This is a genomic window from Flavihumibacter petaseus NBRC 106054 (assembly GCF_000974785.1).
Taxonomy (GTDB): domain Bacteria; phylum Bacteroidota; class Bacteroidia; order Chitinophagales; family Chitinophagaceae; genus Flavihumibacter; species Flavihumibacter petaseus.
The window spans coordinates 299,857-317,490 of record NZ_BBWV01000001.1 but is presented as its reverse complement, the minus strand read 5'-3'; the positions used below and the strand labels follow the sequence as shown (position 1 = coordinate 317,490).

Here is a 17,634-nt window from a genome sequence, read left to right as displayed (position 1 = left end):
TTCGTCAAGAAACACTTAACTATTCATATGAGAACTTACCTGCTGGCAGCTGTACTGCTTGTTTCCCTGAATGCCTGTGTACTGGATTTTGGAAAAAGAGTGAAGGGGGATGGCCATGTTGTCACCCAGAACCGTCAGCCGGCTGCGTTCAGCAGGGTGGAACAGCGTGGCTCCTTTGATGTGGTACTCCAGTCTGGCGCCAACCATGAAGTACGTATTGAAGCAGAGGAGAATATTGCGGAACATATTGAAACCGATACCGAAGGGGGCGTACTGGTGATCCGCACCCGGAAAGGGTTTAACCTGCAGCCGACCAAAGATATCCGGATCACCGTGATTGCTCCCGGCTATAAGGGGATCCAGTCCAACGGATCGGGCAATATCAGCGGGTCAGGCATGCTGAGAGGCGACGGCTCCCTGGAAGTCAGCACCCGGGGCAGTGGCGACATCAATATCCAGGTCACAGTACCGGAATTAAAAGCGGAATCAATGGGCAGTGGCAATATCACGCTGAGCGGACAGTCAAACCATACGGAATTGTCTACCACCGGCAGCGGCAACCTGGTGGCCGAAAACCTGGAAGCAGAAAAGGTTTCGGTAGATATCAGGGGTAGCGGCAACGCATCCGTAAATGCTTCAAAAGAACTGGAGATCGATATCAAGGGTAGCGGAGACGTAAGTTACCGCGGCAATCCTGCCATCCGCACCGACATCAAAGGGAGCGGGAACCTTCGCAAGATCGACTGATCACGAATATTTTTTCTGGGAGAGCACTTTTCCTTTCCGGGAATACCGGGTAAGGACCAGCAGTTTTCCGTCGGCAGCATGCAGCGTCCAGACGCCTGCTTTCCTGCCATGCAGGTAGCGTCCGGCTGTACGGAAACTGCCATTATCCGTAAACTCTATCCAGTAGTCTTCCCGGAGCCCGTTCACATAGTAGCCTGAATCTTTCACCAGGCCACTGGGGTAAAAGTTCATGTACAGGCCATGATTGAGCAGGCGGTTGTTACCGGAGGTGACGGTGTAAAAGACGCGCTGATCTTCTTTGGCTGCCTGGGCCAGCGGTGTAAAGATCTGCCGGCTGTCTTTCCGCATTTCCTGTTTGATGCGCTGGTATTTGTCGGCGCTGTAACTGCGGATAAACTTCGTTTGTCCATTCGGGTAATATCCCCTCCATTCCCCATCAGGTATGCCATAGCGGAATTTCCCATCGTTTACAGATACAGGTGAGTTTTCATGCCATTCCAGTGATGTAAGGGAGGTGACTTTTTCCAGCGTGGAAAACTGTGCGTGTGTGTTGAGCGAGAGTGCGCAGCAGATAACTGCAACACATCCCGTAAAGCTGTGTTTCATGGCTGCAAGCAATTACTGCAAAGCTAGTCCTTTTCGCAGCCTCTAACCCCTTATAATACAGATTTAATCTCGTTATTGCATCACGCGGAAAACCGGGTACCGGTTGTGGTCCGGCTCATACCAGGGTGAGTTTTTGAAAACAAAATCCAATTGCCGCGAGGCGCTTTTTGCAAAGGCCGTATCGCTGTTGCGCTTTTCCTGCAGTAGCACCTGTAATGCTGCATTGGATTTCAGGTAAGCAGCAGCGGTATCTTCAAACATATAGGCGCTGTAACCTTCTTTCTGGTTCAGGATCGGATCAAAAAAGTTCCAGGTGAAATAGGAATCCATTGCCTGCGGTTCAAGTACTTCTGCAATAAACCGGTTTGCCGGCTGATTCATGGGAATCCACCAGTCTCCTTTGCGGAAATGCATTTCCTGCGATTCCGTTTTCATCGAATCAATCGTGTTCAGATGATGGCCTTCGAATGGCCGCGGATTGGATTTGTAACCCAGCAACTGATAATACTCCACTTTGATCGTCGTGTCATTTTTAAGCTGTTTCATGACCACTTTATTCAACTGGAGACGTTCAGCAACCTTCCACCACCCCTGGGGCAACACATATGCCCTGGGTTTTTGGACAAAAAGGCTCGAATTATAAGTATTATAAAATTTTACCATTTTCTCGAATGGCTTGTTCCGGTCGTAGTACAGGCGGCTCAGTCCGCTTACCTCACTGGCTTTATAGCCAGCCTCGAAACCACGGAAAAGCAGTTCGCTGTACTGTGACTTATCCAGCGTCCATTGCAGCGGGAACCGGGCAGCATTGAGGCTTTCCCGGATATCCTGGCTCCGGGTCTCCAGGATGCTGTCGTGGTTACGGGAAGAGAAATCAATAAAAGACCGCATGAGATCATAACTCGCCTTTACCCTTTGGGGGTAAGGTTTCAGCATATGGGTCTCAGGCATGAACGCAAAGCTGTGCCAAAGGCTGGCATAGCCGGTACTGAAACGGGGACCCTCCAGGAATTCGGGCCAGCCGGATACCGGTGTGTCTTCAAAGTTGTTGACATAGGGGATCAGATCATACCCCCTTTCTTTCATGGTCCGGTACATGCCCGGTTCGAAACTGTTTTTCATAAACCGGCCCATCGCGCCGCCGAGTTTATCGTGCTGGGAGCAGATCAGCGTCATTACGTGCTGGTAATCAGCGCCATTGCTCACATGGTTGTCAACAAAGACCTCCGGATCCACCCAGTGGAAGATCTCCGTAAAACTCCTTGCTTCCCGGGAGTCGGATTTGATAAAGTCGCGGTTCAGGTCATAATAGGCAGAGCTTCCCCTGGAGCCAAAGGCATCGGGACCGTTCTGATCCACCCTGAAATAAGGCGAACGGTTCAGGGCGCCACCGATATTGTACAGGGGAATAATAGCGAGGGCAAGGTTGTCGGGTAGCGTGATCCTGCCGGCAACCAGGTCGCGGAGCAGGGCCATCGTAGCATCCACGCCATCCGGTTCGCCGGGATGAATGCCGTTATTGATCAGGATGACCAGTTTTCCCTTGCGGTGCCACAGGGCCGGGTCAGCGGTACCATCGTTGCTGTAGAGAGCAATATGCAGCGGAAATCCACTGTCTGTAGGTCCGGCTTTCTTAAGTGTCAGGCGGGTGGATGCTTTGTCCAACAGCTCATAATAGGCGATTACCTGGGCATAGGTGGCAGTTTGCCGGCCATTGGATTGTTCGAATGGCGTGGGTGGCAATTGCCGGGGCCTGCCTGCGGACTGGCCAAATCCGGGAAGCCCGGAACAAAACAGAAAGACAGGCAGCAGAGCGAATTGAACCAGGCGGAAGCGCGGCATATCAGTGGATTTGAATGTAAAAAGGCCCTGTGGTAACAGGGCCAATACGTTGTATTCCGGGAAGAGCAATTAAGCAGTAGCGCCCAGACGGTTGTTCCGGAGGGTGAGCTTGCTCTTCAGGTTAGAAGCTTTGTTTTTATGAATGACACCTCTTTTAGCGAGTTTGTCAATCATGGAAAGAACATTCGGCAAGCTTTCGTCAGCGGCTTTTTTCTCTTCGATTGCTTTCAGGTCGCGGATAGCGTTACGGGTAGTTTTACCGTAGTAACGGTTCCGGTCGCGGCGTTTAGCAGCCTGACGCACATCTTTTTTCGTTGCCTTATGATTAGCCATTCTTGAAAATTTAGGACGGCAAAGGTAGGAAGGAGAGGGGAAAGCGACAAAAAAAAGTACAGGAAGTTTAAAAGTTTATCAGTTTACAAGTTTAGTAGTTCAGCCCTTTATACGCCTGAACTCTATTGAATCTGAACTGTTTAATACCTGAAAACAATTATTTCCATCTACCCCGCGTTTCTGACCAGAATTTTCTTCCGAAGCAAGCGGGTCGTTCAAAACCATAATTTAACCATGAACCCACCAAAAATAACCAGTATTCACGAACATAGGAGTTCAAACAACTAAACTGGTAAACTTCTAAACCACTAAACAGCAGAACTCCCAACTTTCTCCGATATTTGCTATCCCAATTCCAGACCTATAAAAGGGCCATCCATATGAAGGATTTCTCGTATATCACCAGCGCATCCCCGGCATTTATTGAGTCTCTGTACCAGGATTTTGTAAAAGATCCCGGCAGTGTGGACCCGGAATTCAGAAGATTTTTTGAAGGTTTCGATTTTGCTGTAGACAAAATAGGCACCAATGGCCATTCTGTTCCTGCAGCAACGGCGCTGCCTGCTGATATCGATATCAAAAAGGAAATTGCTGCCTACAGGCTGATCCTGGGATACCGCAACAAGGGACACCTGCTGGCCAAAACCAACCCTATCCGTTCCCGTAAGGACAGAGGCGCAAATCTCGACCTGGAATTCTTTGGTTTCACCGAAGCAGACCTCGACCGCTCTTTCTATGCCGGCAACCGCATCGGCATTGGTACGGCTAAATTGCGCGACATCCTCAAACACCTGCAGGATACCTATGCCAATCATGTCGGTATAGAATTCAAATACATCAGCAATCAGAAGAAAGTGGACTTCCTTACCAATGCCATGGAAAAGGAATTCCAGCAGCCGCTGAAGGTAGATCAGCAACGCCGCATCCTGGAAAAACTGAACCAGGGTGTCATCTTCGAAAAATTCCTTCATACCAAATACATCGGCCAGAAACGTTTCAGCCTTGAAGGGGGAGAAACGACAATTGCCGCGCTGGATACCATCATCAATACAGCCGGTTCGATGGATGTTCAGGAAGTGGTGATCGGAATGGCTCACCGCGGCCGCCTCAATGTGCTGGCTAACGTGATGGGTAAAACCTACGAACATATTTTCAGTGAATTTGAAGGCACCCAGGTGATGGACCAGACCATGGGCAGCGGTGATGTGAAATATCACATGGGGTACAGCAGCGATGTGACTACCCACGACGGTAAAACCGTGCACCTCAAACTTTGTCCCAACCCCTCGCACCTGGAAGCTGTGGATCCTGTTGTTGTGGGATTTGCGCGCGCCAAAGCAGATGTGCTGTATGCCAGCGATTACGACAAAATACTTCCCATCCTGATCCACGGTGACGCCAGTGTTGCCGGGCAGGGTATCGTTTACGAAGTGCTCCAGATGAGCAACCTGGAAGGGTACTATACGGGAGGAACCATGCACTTCGTCATCAACAACCAGATAGGGTTCACGACAGACTTTGAAGATGCACGCAGTTCCGACTACTGTACTTCCCTGGCTGCTACCGTGCAGGCACCTGTATTCCATGTGAATGGAGACGATGCGGAAGCTGTTGTGAAGTGTGTGGAATTGGCTACCCGCTACCGCCAGGAATTCAATTCGGATATTTTCATCGACATGGTCTGCTACCGGAAGCACGGGCATAACGAAGGTGACGATCCGAAATTCACCCAGCCCAAACTGTACGGCCTGATCGAGAAACACGCCAATCCGCGCGAAGTGTACACCAGTTACCTCCTGGAAAACGGAGAAGCGGATGCCCGCCAGATGGCGCAGGATATGGAAAAGAAATTCTGGGCCGATCTGCAGGAGCGTCTCGATGAGATCAAGCAGAATCCGCTGCCCTACAAATACCAGTTGCCGGAAATCGCATGGAGAAGCCTGCGCAGAGCAACAGAAGAAGATTTTGATCAGTCTCCTGAAACGGGAATTAATGAAGCAGATTTCCAGAAGCTGTTCAACAGCATCATGGCCTGGCCGGATGATTTCAAGCCACTGAAAAAAGTGGAGAAGATTCTGCAGGATAAAGTAAAACTGTTCCAGGAAGAGGGGAAACTCGACTGGGCTACTGCAGAACTCATGGCCTACGCCAGCCTGCTGCTGGACGGAAATGATGTGCGCATGAGCGGCCAGGATGTACGCCGGGGCACCTTCAGTCACCGCCATGCAGTATTGCGCGACGAGGTGACTGATGCAGCCTACAACCGCCTGAGCCGCATTGATGGCGCAGCCGGAAAATTCAGGATCTATAATTCCCTGCTCAGCGAATATGGTGTGCTGGGATTTGAATACGGCTACGCAATGGCCAATCCAAATGGATTGGTACTCTGGGAAGCGCAGTTCGGTGATTTCTGTAACGGCGCGCAGACTATGATCGATCAGTTTATCGCAGCCGGTGAGCAGAAATGGAATCGCATGAACGGTGTGGTGATGCTGCTGCCGCATGGATATGAGGGACAGGGACCGGAGCATAGTTCCGCCCGCCTGGAGAGATTCCTGCAGCTGTGTGCTGAAATGAATATGGTTGTGACGAACATTACCACATCCGTAAACTTCTTCCACGCACTGCGCCGTCAGCTGGCATGGCCTTTCCGCAAACCAATGATCAACTTCTCGCCGAAAGCAAATCTCCGCCTGCCCGATACCTATTCCGATAAAAAGGAGTTCATCTCCGGCAGGTTCCGGGAAGTGATTGACGATCCCACCAATCCGGATGCAGCACATGTGAAGAAAGTACTTTTCTGCAGTGGCAAGGTCTATTTCGATCTCGCAGCCAGGCAGCAGAAAGAAAATGTGCAGGATGTAGCCATTATCCGCATGGAGCAGTTGTATCCGCTTCCTCAAAAGCAGCTGGATGCCCTGTACAACAAGTATCAGAAAGCAACCTGGTTCTGGGTACAGGAAGAACCCCTCAACATGGGTGCTGCCGCTTACCTGAAAATGAACCTGACGACCATTAATTTCGGCGTAATCAGCCGCCAGCCCAGCGCTTCCACCGCTACCGGATATGCGAAAGTGCATGCGCAGGAACAGGCCGAGATCATTGATACCGCATTTGGCATTTAGGGTATCGGACAATTAATGTGTTCTTGCTACCTTCGGGTCCGTTTTTGACCCCCGGTTATTGAAGTTGACAAAGAATTTTACACCATGATCGATATAAAAGTTCCGACAGTAGGAGAGTCCATCACAGAAGTAACCCTGATCAAGTGGCTCAAACCGAACGGCAGTTATGTACAGCGTGATGAAGTGATTGCTGAACTCGAAAGCGAAAAGGCAACGTTTGAACTGAATGCCGAACAGGCCGGTGTATTGCAAACCCGTGCCAATGAAGGGGATACCCTTAAAATTGGTGATGTGGTAGCGGCTATTGATGAAACGGCTGCTCCCGCTGCCGGTGCTACTGAAAACAAAGCGGCTGCCGCTCCGGCTGCTGCACCTGCACCAGCTGCGGCTGCCGCACCAGCGGAAGAAGCGCCCAAGGCTGTCGGAAAAGGAAAGATCGATATAAAAGTTCCCGTTGTTGGTGAATCCATTACAGAAGTGACTTTGCTGAAGTGGACCAAAAATGAAGGAGACCTCGTTCAACGCGATGAAGTAATCTGTGAACTGGAAAGTGAGAAAGCAACTTTTGAACTGAACGCCGAAGAAGCCGGCAAACTGTTCATCCTCCATAAAGAAGGTGATGTAGTGAAGATCGGCGATACCATTGCGCGCATTGACACCGACATTCCTGTACCGGTTGCAAAAGCTGCAGCTGCCGCCGCTCCCGTTGCTGCAGGCAGTACAGCTAAACCCGCAGCTGCCAACGCGCCGGTGACTGCAGTTCCCAATGATGTAAAGGCAACACCCGTTGCTGCAGCCATCCTGGCCGATAAAAAAGTGGATCCGAAATCGGTTACCCCAAGTGGTTCCAACGGAAAGATTCTCAAAAACGATGTTCTGGATGCCCTGAACAATCCAGGCCGCAAACCCGGAATAGCGCTGTTTGGCCGCGAAGAAAGGCGCGAGAAGATGAGCAACCTGCGGAAGACAGTTTCCCGCCGCCTCGTAGAAGCCAAGAATACGACAGCCATGCTTACTACCTTCAACGAGGTAGACATGGGACCTATCATGGCTATCCGCGCCAAATACAAGGACAAATTCAAGGAAGGCCACGGTGTCAACCTGGGCTTCATGAGCTTTTTCACCAAGGCTGTCTGCTACGCACTCCAGGATTGGCCGGCGGTAAATGCCTATATCGATGGTGATTCCATCATCTATCACGACTACTGCGATATTTCCATTGCCGTTTCTGCACCGAAAGGACTGGTAGTGCCGGTTATCCGCAACGCGGAAAGCCTGAGTATGGCCGAGATTGAAAAGAAAGTAGTTGAACTGGCCACCAAAGCCCGCGACAACAAACTGACTATGGAAGAGATGCAGGGCGGAACATTCACCATCACCAATGGCGGTGTGTTTGGTTCTTTAATGAGTACGCCGATCATCAATATTCCGCAGTCAGCCATTCTTGGTATGCATAAGATCCAGGAAAGGCCGATGGCTGTTAATGGTCAGGTAGTAATCAAACAGATGATGTACCTGGCGCTCAGTTATGACCACCGCATCATCGATGGCCGCGAGAGCGTGAGCTTCCTGGTGCGCGTAAAAGAACTGCTCGAGAATCCGGAACTCCTGTTATTCGGAAAAGATCCGGTGAAGACCCTGCTGGAGCTCTAGTAACATGTTTGCAGCTGCGCATTTTCAAACTGCCCTTCAACTGGTTCAGACCTACAGGGGAGAAGTTCCTTTTGCCCATTTCCTGAAAGCTTATTTCAGCCAGCACAAGAAACATGGTTCCCGCGACCGGAAGCAGATCAGCCAATGCTGCTATGCGTTTTTCCGGATGGGTCACGCTATTCCGGATATTCCTCCTGAACGCCGGATGCTGATGGGGTTGTTTTTTTCCGCAACGGAACCCAATCCATTGCTCGAAGCACTTTCACCTGAATGGAATGCGGCAGCAGGCTTGGCATTGGCCGAAAAGATCGGGCTTTCCGGCCTGACGCCTGAAGCGCTAACGATATTTCCATGGACCAACCTTCTCAGCGATCCTATTGACAGCCAGGCATTTTCAATATCACACCTGGTTCAACCGAAGCTTTTTATCCGGATCCGCCCCGGGCATCATGAACAGGTGATCCACCGGCTGGAAGAAAAATGGATTCCCTACACCGAACCCTATCCCTTCGCCATTGCCCTTCCTAACGGATACAATGCTGCGAATGACTTTTCACTCAACCGGGAGATCGTAGTGCAGGACCTGAGTTCACAGAAAACCGGTGCTGCATTGAAGCTTATTCCCCGTGAAACCTACCAGCAGCCTTCATTCCGTATCTGGGATGCCTGTGCGGCCAGCGGCGGAAAATCCATGCTCACCCTTGATCAGTTTCCCCAGGCGACACTAACGGTTTCTGACATTCGCAATTCGATACTGGACAACCTGGCCACCCGTTTTAAAGAAGCGGGCATCCGCCGGTATACCCGCATCGAAGCGGACTTGTCCGTCACAGCACCTGACCTTCCACAACAGCAACTGATCATAGCCGATCTGCCCTGTACAGGCAGTGGTACCTGGGCACGCACGCCGGAACAGCTTTGCTTCTTTGATCCTGCAGCCATCGGGCGGTTTGCGGAATTGCAGCGCAGCATCTCCCGCAACATTTTGCTACGGCTCGCCAGCGGCGGTTTTTTCCTGTACATCACCTGCTCGGCGTTCCGCGCTGAGAATGAGGATAATGTACTGTGGCTGCAACAGCATTTCCCGCTGGAGGTTGTTCACCAGGAGGTGATTGGCGGCTATACTGAACAGGCCGACAGTATGTTCTTCAGCCTGATGCGCCTCACGTGAGTGCCCGCATTTCTGTTTCCCGCCGTACTTGATACATATCGCAATGGGCACAGGTTGTGTCTGACCGCATTGTTTGATACTCTACCGGTGATATACTTTCTTCCGGCTCAGCGATTTTAGCCGTTTCAGGCGTCTTCTCAATGGTTACTGAAAGCGTGCCCTCATTGTTGGGAATGTCCATCGCATAGGCGGTCACTTTCGTACCCGCCAGGTCCCGGTTCTCTGCCCTGGCTGTATAGGTCCATACCAGCCCGCTGGGTTGCACCACGGCATCACCGCGTTCCACCAGTACCCCGCCGGCTGACCAGATGTCCACCTGCACGTAGGCGACATGGAAGTCATCGTGGGCCCGGATCTCAATGGTGTCACCGGGCTGGCCGGTGTAGTGGTTCACGTTAATGTCCGTCACCTCCGGCGCCGTAAGGTAGTCTTGTAGAGCACGGCTGCAAACGTTCTGGCGGGGCGCCCGTTTCCGGTAATACGCCTCTTTCATATCGGCGTCCTGGTTCATCCTGACGCCGTATGCCATGCCATGTCTGAATTTGTCGTTCTGCACTGCCATGGCGCGGGTCGGCCTGGTCGTCCGCTTCCCCGGTGCTTTTTGTACGATCATTTTTCCTTCCCATTCCCGGAACACGAGCTCGTGACCGATCATTCCCCTGAGCATACTGGCAAGAAGTCCTGTAGCTGTTGCCATAGGATATTGATTTTAAACTTTTATTCCTGCAATAGCGCAGGTATTGGTATGGCAACAAACAGGATACCGGATTTCCGAAATTTTCAGTGAACCCTCATGGGCTTCTCTGGAAAATCTCATGGGCTTCTCTAAAAAATCTCATGAAAGCCGTTTTTACCGGAATGATACTGGAATGAAACTTCAATGGAATTGCAATGCCCGGGGAATACCTGTCCGGAATCCGCGAACGAATAAACCAGGAATCCCGGTTGCAGTAAGGTTGAATTAAAGTTGAACAGAGTCTGAATAGGCCGGGAAAGTGGGCATACCTGGGACTGTTGGACTTAGAAGAAGAAAAAGTCCGGATGCGGTACGAATAACGCTTGAAATATGCTGCAACTCCCTGTAAATCAGCCTTAAAAAAGTCTAGAGGTAGCTTCATCAAGTAATGTTGAAGCTGATTTAATGCAAAGATTAGGACGGGTCAATTTGGTCTGGTCACCCTGACCGCAGGAGCCTAATTATGACTCAGCATGCGCAGCCGAATCCCTTCGCCGACACGGTTGCCATAAGGATTGGGTAAAGCCGGCTGCCCGTTATTGTCCAGCGTGCGTTTCTGAAAATCCCAATGGATAAGCTCCTTGTAAACAAGCCCGATGTGTTTGGCATAAACCTCCAGGCTGTAGATGCGGTAACCATCACTGTCCATATCCTGGGGATCACGGTCATTCGCATAATTTACGCCTTCATCGTTCTGCAGTACAACGGTGCAGCTATCCAGTGAAAGATCGCCTAAGGTGAATGGCTCATCGACGGAAGTATAGGAGTAATCCCAGTTCTGGAGATAATCCAACGGGTCACCCGGAGTGGTGTTGATATAGGAATTGCCTTTCCAGGTGAAGTCGGTAGTAAAGGGCGTGGACAGCTTTACAAACCGCTGGTTGTTGTCGATCCATTCCAGTACACGGTCGGTAGGTGTAATCAGGTAAGTGTCGTTGGGTGCCCAGGCTGATTCGTCAGTGCTGTTGATGTCGCGCAGGTACCGGAATACCCGCCAGCTGGGGCGGCCCAGATTATCGGTGATCTGCGCATCGATAACATCCCTGGCCTGGTAACTGTGTATCACCATGGCGGTATCGTTATCGTTGGATTTCACGAGACTGTCCAGCTGGTAGATGATGTATTTGCCGGGTTCCAGGTTCACCAGGTCAGCAGGCCTGGCCGTGGTAACCGTCGCAGATTCCTTTCCGCACGAAATGAAGAGGACGGAAAGGATCAGAACGATGGCAGTCAGGGCTCCGGTCAGTTTACGCATAGCGATGTAACGGTTATAGACCCGGAATATTGCGTTGGATAATGCCTCCCCCGATGACATCATTGCCATCGTAAAACACGGCACTTTGTCCGGGTGCGATGCCTTTCACCGCTTCGAAAAAATTTACCCTTACGCCAGTTCCGGAAGGATGCAAGGTAGCCAAACTTCCCCTGTCTTTATACCGTATTTTAACGGTCGATTCCATCCCCTCGGTCACCCCGTCGTATTTCATCCAGTTGATCTTTTCCACGGACATTTCTGACCGGTTGAGGTCTTCTTCGTCTCCCAGCATAACGGTATTCGTTTCAGGGTCGATCTGTGTAACGAACACCGGCCGGCCGAGGGCAATATCCAGGCCTTTCCGCTGTCCTATGGTGTAAAACGGATATCCTTTGTGATGACCCAGGATCTTTCCGGATTTATCTACGAAAGCACCACCCATTACTTTTTCTTCAAGCCCTTCCACTTTCTTTTTCAGGAAGCCGCGGTAGTCATTGTCCGGCACGAAACAGATCTCATAGCTCTCTGCTTTTTTGGCCAGTTCCGGATAACCATAATCCATGGCCATCTGGCGGATCTCGGTCTTGCGGTAACCACCGAGGGGAAGGAGGGTGCGGCTGAGCAGATCCTGCTGCAGGCCCCAGAGCACATAACTCTGATCTTTGGTTTCATCAACGCCTTTCGACACAAAATAGCGGCCGTTATCATGCTGCTGGATGATGCCATAGTGCCCGGTAGCGATGAATTCGCAGTCGAGCGCATCAGCACGTTTCAGCAGGGCTCGCCACTTGATATGGGTGTTGCACATTACACAGGGATTGGGCGTCCGGCCGGCAAGGTATTCGTCCACAAAATTCTCGATAACAAAATCTCCGAATTCCTCGCGGATGTCCAGCACAAAATGCGGGAAACCATGCTGCACGGCAGCCATCCTGGCATCGTTGAAGGAGTCGAGGTTGCAGCAGCCGGTTTCCTTTTTGGAAGCGCCCGAACTGGCATAATCCCAGGTTTTCATGGTGATTCCCACCACCTCATAACCCTGGTCATGGAGCATCAGTGCAGTTACTGTACTGTCGATGCCGCCGCTCATGGCCACCAGAACTTTACCTTTTCGACTCATTTTTTTCGATTCAGGCGGCAAATATACAAAAAACGGCCGGGTAGTTGTATATACAAGCCTCAGGACGGGTACAGCCGGTTATGGGAAGTTATGCACAAGGGGAAAGAACGGTTGTCAAAGCGCCTCCATCAACCTAATTTGCCGTGTTAATTCCGGACAGCAGAAAAAATTATATTATGATTAAGTTACAGGTAATCGGAAATCTCGGAAGAGATTGCGTGACCAATAATGTGAATGGCAAAACAGTAATGAATTTCACCGTGGCCCACACCGAGCGTTTCAGGGATGCATCCGGCAACCAGCAGGAACGGACCATCTGGGTGGATTGTGCCTACTGGTCAGATCGTACTGCAGTAGCGCAATACCTGAAAAAAGGAACGCAGGTGTACGTCGAAGGGAATCCTGAAGTACGCACTTATGCGAAGAATGATGGCAGCACCGGTGCGAGCCTTACCATGCGGGTGCAGAATGTGCAGCTGCTTGGCGCCCGCCAGGAAGGTGGAAACGCGGGTGGTGGTTACCAGGGTGGCAACTCCGGAGGCGGTTACCAGGGTGGTAATGCCGGTGGTGGTTACCAGGGAGGCAACTTCCAGGGTGGGGGAAACAGCTTTGGATCTTCCGCACCGGTATCGATCGATCCCGCAGCAGATGACCTGCCATTCTGATTTGTATGAACTCTTGTAAAGGCCGGAACTCCGGCCTTTTTTTTTATCCGGAGAAAAGCGTTTAGCGGTTGCCGGAAGCCAGGGGTGGTTTGCCCGCCCAGGTCCGGAACCAACCACATTCCCGCAATACTTCCTGGTAATAACGGGTGTTGGCGTATTTCTCCTTAAGATCTCTGAATCCTTTCCAGGCAATAAAATCGACAGGTGGTTCCTTTTCCTGAAGGAACCACCTGTTTCTTTCGCATTTGGCCAGCAGAAAAGTGATTTGTGCTTTTTGTTCAGGCGTGTTGGCTGCTTCCATTGCCAGCCGGTAATATTTTTCAGCATAACCCATTTCCGTCAGCGTAGCAAAATAAGCGCTGTCGATGCCCTCAACAACATATATGTCTTGCCCGATGATGCGGCATTCATAAAATTTCCTGGCATTGCCAAAATGGGTGATGTTGTAAAAAGCATTGCCAATCAGCCGGGCATTGTTGAATACATCATTCCCCGCAGAAACCTGTTTTTCCATTTCCTGCAGGGCAGCCAGAAAACCGGCTTTACTGTAAGAAATTTTTTGTTTCGCCTGGTGGTCGCAGTCGTGACAATCATTGATCCTTCCATTGAAGGGATTGCCATAGAGAAAGGTTTCTTTTGCCTCAACAGTTTGCATCAGCGACATTGCCCGCGGCAGGTCATTGCGATAGGTTGCCAGTATGGCCTTGTACTCCCGGATCATTTCAGGAGATACAGACGATATGATTTTGCAGAATGCCTCGTAGTTATTTGCTTTAGGGTTGTTCAGAAACTGCTCCAGGTTATTGACGAAAACACTGTCTTTAAAGAAAGCCGGCTCGTGGTTAAAACATTCTGCTTTGGTTGGAATTCCCTGGCGCTTGTACAAACCCGCGATTTTTCTGCGGATAGTCAGTTGAAGGTCTTCAAAGCGCAGGGAGGGTAAGTCGCTGTTCTGCAAAGACAGGAGCCATTTCAGTTGCGGTAACAATTGCTGCTCCAGTTGTGGCGTTATGGCTGCCGCGTTATCCAGTGTAACAGCAACCTGTAAAAGCCTGACCTGTGCCTGTGCCAGGGGTGTTGCCGGTGCACGGGAAGCGGCACGGTCGATATAGGTTTTCGCTAAAGCTGGTTTGTGACTCAGTAACTCACCGTAGCCATATACCAACTGCCATAACCAGGGTGAGGCCGTGTTACCGGCGTCTGCGATCTGACGGATACCCTTAAGCCTTGTACTATCCGGTATGTCAAACCCTTCCATTGTACGATAATCATCCGTTGAGAAATATTTTGACGCCTGTTCAAATTTATTGATCCATCGTACCAGCAGGATATCCGTTTTCGGGGACTTTGGATCCAGGGAATAGATTTCGCGCATAGACCTGTATTCATCCCCGTAAAAGATCCCCAGCATTTGCCAGAGTACTGTTTTCTCGCGGGCGTTCCGGCACAGGGATAATGTTTTGTTCCAGTCTGATTCTTCCTGTGGGTGGAAAGAATAATGGGCCGGAATTCTTAATGTCATTGAGCCTTCAAAGACGCGGCTGTAGAGATAATTGGAAAGCGCAAAGTCCTTTTGTTTATAAGCCGCCCCGGCAGCATAGGACATGGTCCTGTAATAAAGCGATCCTTCATGAAAATCTGTTGCCCTTTTCTGATAGTAACGCAGGGCACCGGGATAGTCGCGTTGAAAAAAGCAGGCTCTTACTACCTGGAAAAAACATCGTTCCTGCAGAAAAGGATCTTTTTCAGTTTCCAGCAGTTTTACCCAGGCATTGCGGAATGATGTGACGGTTGTTGAATCAAAAGCTGGTTTTTTCTCCTGGTCCCACCAGTCAGCAACCGGTGGGTTGGTATATTGTTCCGATCTTTTGGCCAGCCGTAAATATTCCAGGCTTTTTTTGGCGCGATCCTTTTCAACGGATTGCCATTTGGCCCAATCCGGTTCACGGCTGGCCAGGCTGTCAAGGTTATCTGGTGTTGCTGTATACAGTAACCTTTCCAGTGCCTGCCGGGAAACCTTATTGCCGGTGTATTGATTCCATTCAGTAATGTTTTCCTGCCTGAAACGGTTTTCTGCAGGCACATCATAGTTGATCTGGTAATAATTCTGTTCAGACAGGAAAAATGGAGAATAAGAACTGTCAACGAAGGCTTCAGGTGCGAAGGCAGAGACTCCATATTCGGGCAGGGGGTCGCCCGCACAGGCCCAGGCAGCAATGCCGCCGATGGTAACGATGCTACCGAAAGCCAGCAGCCACTCTTTCAAAAAAATTTTCCTCATAACGGTTAAGGTTAATGGCATCCAGGTCGTAAAATACTATTTTACCAAATTTGCCTGCGCCGTGTTTTGCCAGCTGTTCCGGTACTGCCAGCAGTGCCTCCGGCGTTACAGTCTCCCACTTGATGGCGTCGCCCTGCTGAAAATAGTACCCATGATGAAAACCAGGATGGCGGGCGATCTGCCGGTTGTCTGCACTGGTTGCAAAACCGCTGTCTCCTGCAAGGTCTGATCGCTCCATCTTATTCAGCAACTGAACTACTTCGCCATTCCGGATCTGAATTCCCCATCCGAATATGGGAAGGGCCAGGTCTAGCGGAAGCGGATATTCATTCAGGTTGCCGGTGTATCTGGCAGCAATGGCAGGATCGAAAATAGAATTGTTGGCACTGGCGTCTATGGTGCCCATGTTGTAATACATCAGCATTCCTTTTGACACAGGCGGCACGCCTGTTTCCTTGCGGTATTTAACCTGATGCAGACGGATGGTCGCAGAGATATTGATGCGGGAAAGCAGGTTCAGGTTGCTGAGAAACTTGAAATAACGCTTCTTCGTAGCCTGAGTCCAGTCGCAATCGATCTGTATCTCGGAAATTTTGATTTTGTTCGCTGCCGCCGTCTGTTTGATCAGCTTCCAGACCCGGCCGGGGAGATAATCGGCAATACTGTCACTGGCTGACAGGAAGGTCCGGTTGGTAATGAAAATTACCGGGATAATTTCTTTTCCTGCAGGCAAAGCAGCGTTGAACTGGATCCTTCCCCTTGGAACCGGCCCTTCCGTTCCCGGAAAATGATCCACATCAAAGAAGCGTAAGTAAAGACTCTTTACACCAGGCCGGGCAAGTGCATTATTTTCAGCAGGACCAGTATCGTAGGTCGTTTTCCAGTAATAGAATGCCTGTTCCGGTGTTACACCAGGCGTGCATCCACAGTACAGAAACACAATGATGTTCAAAAGAAGATTTCTCTTAAGCATTACACCAACTTAACTAAAAAGGCGAAAACATCCTTTCTTTGCGTGCATGTCTACAGGAATATTTTCATTGGAACAATTGGAGCAGTTCACGCTGCAGGTTTTCAGGGCGATCGGTTGCCCGGAAGAAGATGCGGTTACGGCCACCCGGGTGTTGCTGAATGCTGATCTGCGTGGAATTGATTCACATGGTATTGCCCGCCTCAGTGGTTATGTTCGTTTGTGGGATGCAAAGCGGGTGAATGCAACACCCCGGGTAAAAGTGATCCATGAAACGCCTTCAACAGCGGTTGTTGATGGCGACAGCGGTCTCGGGCTGGTAGTTGCGCCGAAAGCGATGCAACTGGCAATCGATAAAGCAAAAAATGCAGGCACCGGTTGGGTCAGTGTACAGCATTCCAATCACTATGGTATTGCCGCGGCGCATGCCATGATGGCCCTGGAAGAGGACATGATCGGCATCAGCATGACCAATGCCAGTGCGCTGGTTGCCCCGACTTTCTCAACTGAAAGACTCCTGGGCACCAATCCCATCTGTGTGGCCATACCCGCAGGCGCTGAACCCGCCTTTGTTGCAGATCTCGCCACCACCACCGCCGCCAACGGGAAACTCGAGATCCTTCAACGCAAAAACGAAGCGGCGCCACTGGGCTGGATCCAGGATGCCCAGGGCAATCCGACCACTGATGCGCATGCCCTGAAACAGGGTGGCGCCCTGCTGCCGCTGGGGGGCGACCGGGAGCACGGCAGTCATAAAGGCTATGCCCTTGGCGCTATTGTCGATATTTTTTCCGCGGTGCTGAGTGGTGCCAACTATGGCCCCTGGGTGCCGCCATTTCCGGCATATGTACCCATGCCATCGGATATGCCCGGCAAAGGGATCGGCCATTTCTTTGGTGCCATGCGTATCGACGCTTTCCGCAAGGCAGCTGATTTCAAAAAAGATATGGATCAATGGATCCGCCGTTTCCGGGAAGCTAAAACTGTTCCCGGCTCACCGGCAGTTGTCATTCCGGGTGATCCGGAACGCGAAATGGATCTTATCCGCAGAAAGGATGGCATTCCTTTGCTTCCTGCCGTTGTGGAAGACCTCCGCTCGGTCGGACAAAGGTTCTCTATTCCGCTCTGAA

The 17,634-nt window shown here is 50.8% G+C and carries 14 protein-coding genes; 6 read left to right on the top strand and 8 right to left on the bottom strand.

Annotation, left to right across the window (positions count from 1 at the left end; translation table 11 throughout):
- Positions 1 to 27: 27 nt before the first annotated feature.
- A complete protein-coding gene (locus FPE01S_RS01325; RefSeq protein WP_052955431.1) occupies positions 28 to 747 on the top strand; it encodes a head GIN domain-containing protein in 720 nt (239 codons plus the stop codon).
- Here FPE01S_RS01325 and FPE01S_RS01320 read toward each other — a convergent pair whose 3' ends face one another.
- The 3 genes from FPE01S_RS01320 to rpsT form a co-directional block, all read right to left on the bottom strand.
- Positions 748 to 1,353, bottom strand: a complete 606-nt coding sequence (locus FPE01S_RS01320) for a toxin-antitoxin system YwqK family antitoxin (protein WP_046367141.1) — start codon at positions 1,351 to 1,353, stop codon at positions 748 to 750.
- A 72-nt stretch (positions 1,354 to 1,425) separates the two neighbouring features.
- Positions 1,426 to 3,195 (bottom strand): M14 family metallopeptidase, encoded by a 1,770-nt coding sequence (locus FPE01S_RS01315; protein WP_072053967.1) that lies wholly within the window; start codon positions 3,193 to 3,195, stop codon positions 1,426 to 1,428.
- A gap of 69 nt (positions 3,196 to 3,264) precedes the next feature.
- Positions 3,265 to 3,528 carry a 30S ribosomal protein S20 gene (gene rpsT / locus FPE01S_RS01310; RefSeq protein WP_046367140.1) on the bottom strand — a complete coding sequence of 88 codons (264 nt, stop codon included), beginning with the start codon at positions 3,526 to 3,528 and terminating at the stop codon, positions 3,265 to 3,267.
- A gap of 380 nt (positions 3,529 to 3,908) precedes the next feature.
- On the opposite strand from rpsT, the gene FPE01S_RS01305 reads away from it, so the two are divergent.
- From FPE01S_RS01305 to FPE01S_RS01295, 3 genes are all read left to right on the top strand, one after another.
- Positions 3,909 to 6,653: a 2-oxoglutarate dehydrogenase E1 component gene (locus FPE01S_RS01305; protein ID WP_046368532.1), complete on the top strand. Its 2,745-nt coding sequence runs from the start codon at positions 3,909 to 3,911 to the stop codon at positions 6,651 to 6,653.
- An 84-nt stretch (positions 6,654 to 6,737) separates the two neighbouring features.
- On the top strand, positions 6,738 to 8,306 hold the full coding sequence (gene odhB / locus FPE01S_RS01300) for a 2-oxoglutarate dehydrogenase complex dihydrolipoyllysine-residue succinyltransferase (protein ID WP_046367139.1): 1,569 nt from the start codon (positions 6,738 to 6,740) through the stop codon (positions 8,304 to 8,306).
- Positions 8,307 to 8,310: 4 nt separating this feature from the next.
- Positions 8,311 to 9,477 carry an RsmB/NOP family class I SAM-dependent RNA methyltransferase gene (locus FPE01S_RS01295; RefSeq protein WP_046367138.1) on the top strand — a complete coding sequence of 389 codons (1,167 nt, stop codon included), beginning with the start codon at positions 8,311 to 8,313 and terminating at the stop codon, positions 9,475 to 9,477.
- Here the strand turns inward: FPE01S_RS01295 and FPE01S_RS01290 are convergent.
- From FPE01S_RS01290 to mnmA, 3 genes are all read right to left on the bottom strand, one after another.
- On the bottom strand, positions 9,470 to 10,174 hold the full coding sequence (locus tag FPE01S_RS01290) for a hypothetical protein (RefSeq protein ID WP_052955429.1): 705 nt from the start codon (positions 10,172 to 10,174) through the stop codon (positions 9,470 to 9,472). The genes FPE01S_RS01295 and FPE01S_RS01290 overlap by 8 nt on opposite strands.
- 496 nt (positions 10,175 to 10,670) lie before the next feature.
- On the bottom strand, positions 10,671 to 11,468 hold the full coding sequence (locus tag FPE01S_RS01280; RefSeq protein ID WP_046367136.1) for a hypothetical protein: 798 nt from the start codon (positions 11,466 to 11,468) through the stop codon (positions 10,671 to 10,673).
- A gap of 13 nt (positions 11,469 to 11,481) precedes the next feature.
- Positions 11,482 to 12,588: a tRNA 2-thiouridine(34) synthase MnmA gene (mnmA, locus tag FPE01S_RS01275; protein WP_046367135.1), complete on the bottom strand. Its 1,107-nt coding sequence runs from the start codon at positions 12,586 to 12,588 to the stop codon at positions 11,482 to 11,484.
- A 176-nt stretch (positions 12,589 to 12,764) separates the two neighbouring features.
- On the opposite strand from mnmA, the gene FPE01S_RS01270 reads away from it, so the two are divergent.
- Positions 12,765 to 13,253 carry a single-stranded DNA-binding protein gene (locus FPE01S_RS01270; protein WP_046368530.1) on the top strand — a complete coding sequence of 163 codons (489 nt, stop codon included), beginning with the start codon at positions 12,765 to 12,767 and terminating at the stop codon, positions 13,251 to 13,253.
- A 61-nt stretch (positions 13,254 to 13,314) separates the two neighbouring features.
- Here FPE01S_RS01270 and FPE01S_RS01265 read toward each other — a convergent pair whose 3' ends face one another.
- Together FPE01S_RS01265 and FPE01S_RS01260 are read right to left on the bottom strand one after the other, a co-directional pair.
- Positions 13,315 to 15,534, bottom strand: a complete 2,220-nt coding sequence (locus FPE01S_RS01265; protein WP_046367134.1) for a hypothetical protein — start codon at positions 15,532 to 15,534, stop codon at positions 13,315 to 13,317.
- Positions 15,491 to 16,507, bottom strand: a complete 1,017-nt coding sequence (locus FPE01S_RS01260; protein ID WP_046367133.1) for a hypothetical protein — start codon at positions 16,505 to 16,507, stop codon at positions 15,491 to 15,493. The genes FPE01S_RS01265 and FPE01S_RS01260 overlap by 44 nt, the downstream gene beginning before the upstream one ends.
- A gap of 46 nt (positions 16,508 to 16,553) precedes the next feature.
- Between FPE01S_RS01260 and FPE01S_RS01255 the strand changes: the two genes are divergently transcribed.
- Positions 16,554 to 17,633, top strand: coding sequence for an Ldh family oxidoreductase (locus FPE01S_RS01255; RefSeq protein ID WP_046367132.1), 1,080 nt, complete (start codon positions 16,554 to 16,556; stop codon positions 17,631 to 17,633).
- Position 17,634 lies beyond the last annotated feature (1 nt).

Bases quoted from the DNA above. Each gene is read 5' to 3' on its own strand.
- FPE01S_RS01280 (WP_046367136.1), bottom strand. From the start codon at position 11,468: ATGCGTAAACTGACCGGAGCCCTGACTGCCATCGTTCTGATCCTTTCC.
- FPE01S_RS01305 (WP_046368532.1), top strand. From the start codon at position 3,909: ATGAAGGATTTCTCGTATATCACCAGCGCATCCCCGGCATTTATTGAG.
- FPE01S_RS01320 (WP_046367141.1), bottom strand. From the start codon at position 1,353: ATGAAACACAGCTTTACGGGATGTGTTGCAGTTATCTGCTGCGCACTC.
- FPE01S_RS01295 (WP_046367138.1), top strand. From the start codon at position 8,311: ATGTTTGCAGCTGCGCATTTTCAAACTGCCCTTCAACTGGTTCAGACC.
- FPE01S_RS01260 (WP_046367133.1), bottom strand. From the start codon at position 16,507: ATGCTTAAGAGAAATCTTCTTTTGAACATCATTGTGTTTCTGTACTGT.
- FPE01S_RS01325 (WP_052955431.1), top strand. From the start codon at position 28: ATGAGAACTTACCTGCTGGCAGCTGTACTGCTTGTTTCCCTGAATGCC.
- odhB (WP_046367139.1), top strand. From the start codon at position 6,738: ATGATCGATATAAAAGTTCCGACAGTAGGAGAGTCCATCACAGAAGTA.
- rpsT (WP_046367140.1), bottom strand. From the start codon at position 3,528: ATGGCTAATCATAAGGCAACGAAAAAAGATGTGCGTCAGGCTGCTAAA.
- FPE01S_RS01290 (WP_052955429.1), bottom strand. From the start codon at position 10,174: ATGGCAACAGCTACAGGACTTCTTGCCAGTATGCTCAGGGGAATGATC.
- FPE01S_RS01270 (WP_046368530.1), top strand. From the start codon at position 12,765: ATGATTAAGTTACAGGTAATCGGAAATCTCGGAAGAGATTGCGTGACC.
- FPE01S_RS01265 (WP_046367134.1), bottom strand. From the start codon at position 15,534: ATGAGGAAAATTTTTTTGAAAGAGTGGCTGCTGGCTTTCGGTAGCATC.
- FPE01S_RS01315 (WP_072053967.1), bottom strand. From the start codon at position 3,195: ATGCCGCGCTTCCGCCTGGTTCAATTCGCTCTGCTGCCTGTCTTTCTG.
- mnmA (WP_046367135.1), bottom strand. From the start codon at position 12,588: ATGAGTCGAAAAGGTAAAGTTCTGGTGGCCATGAGCGGCGGCATCGAC.
- FPE01S_RS01255 (WP_046367132.1), top strand. From the start codon at position 16,554: ATGTCTACAGGAATATTTTCATTGGAACAATTGGAGCAGTTCACGCTG.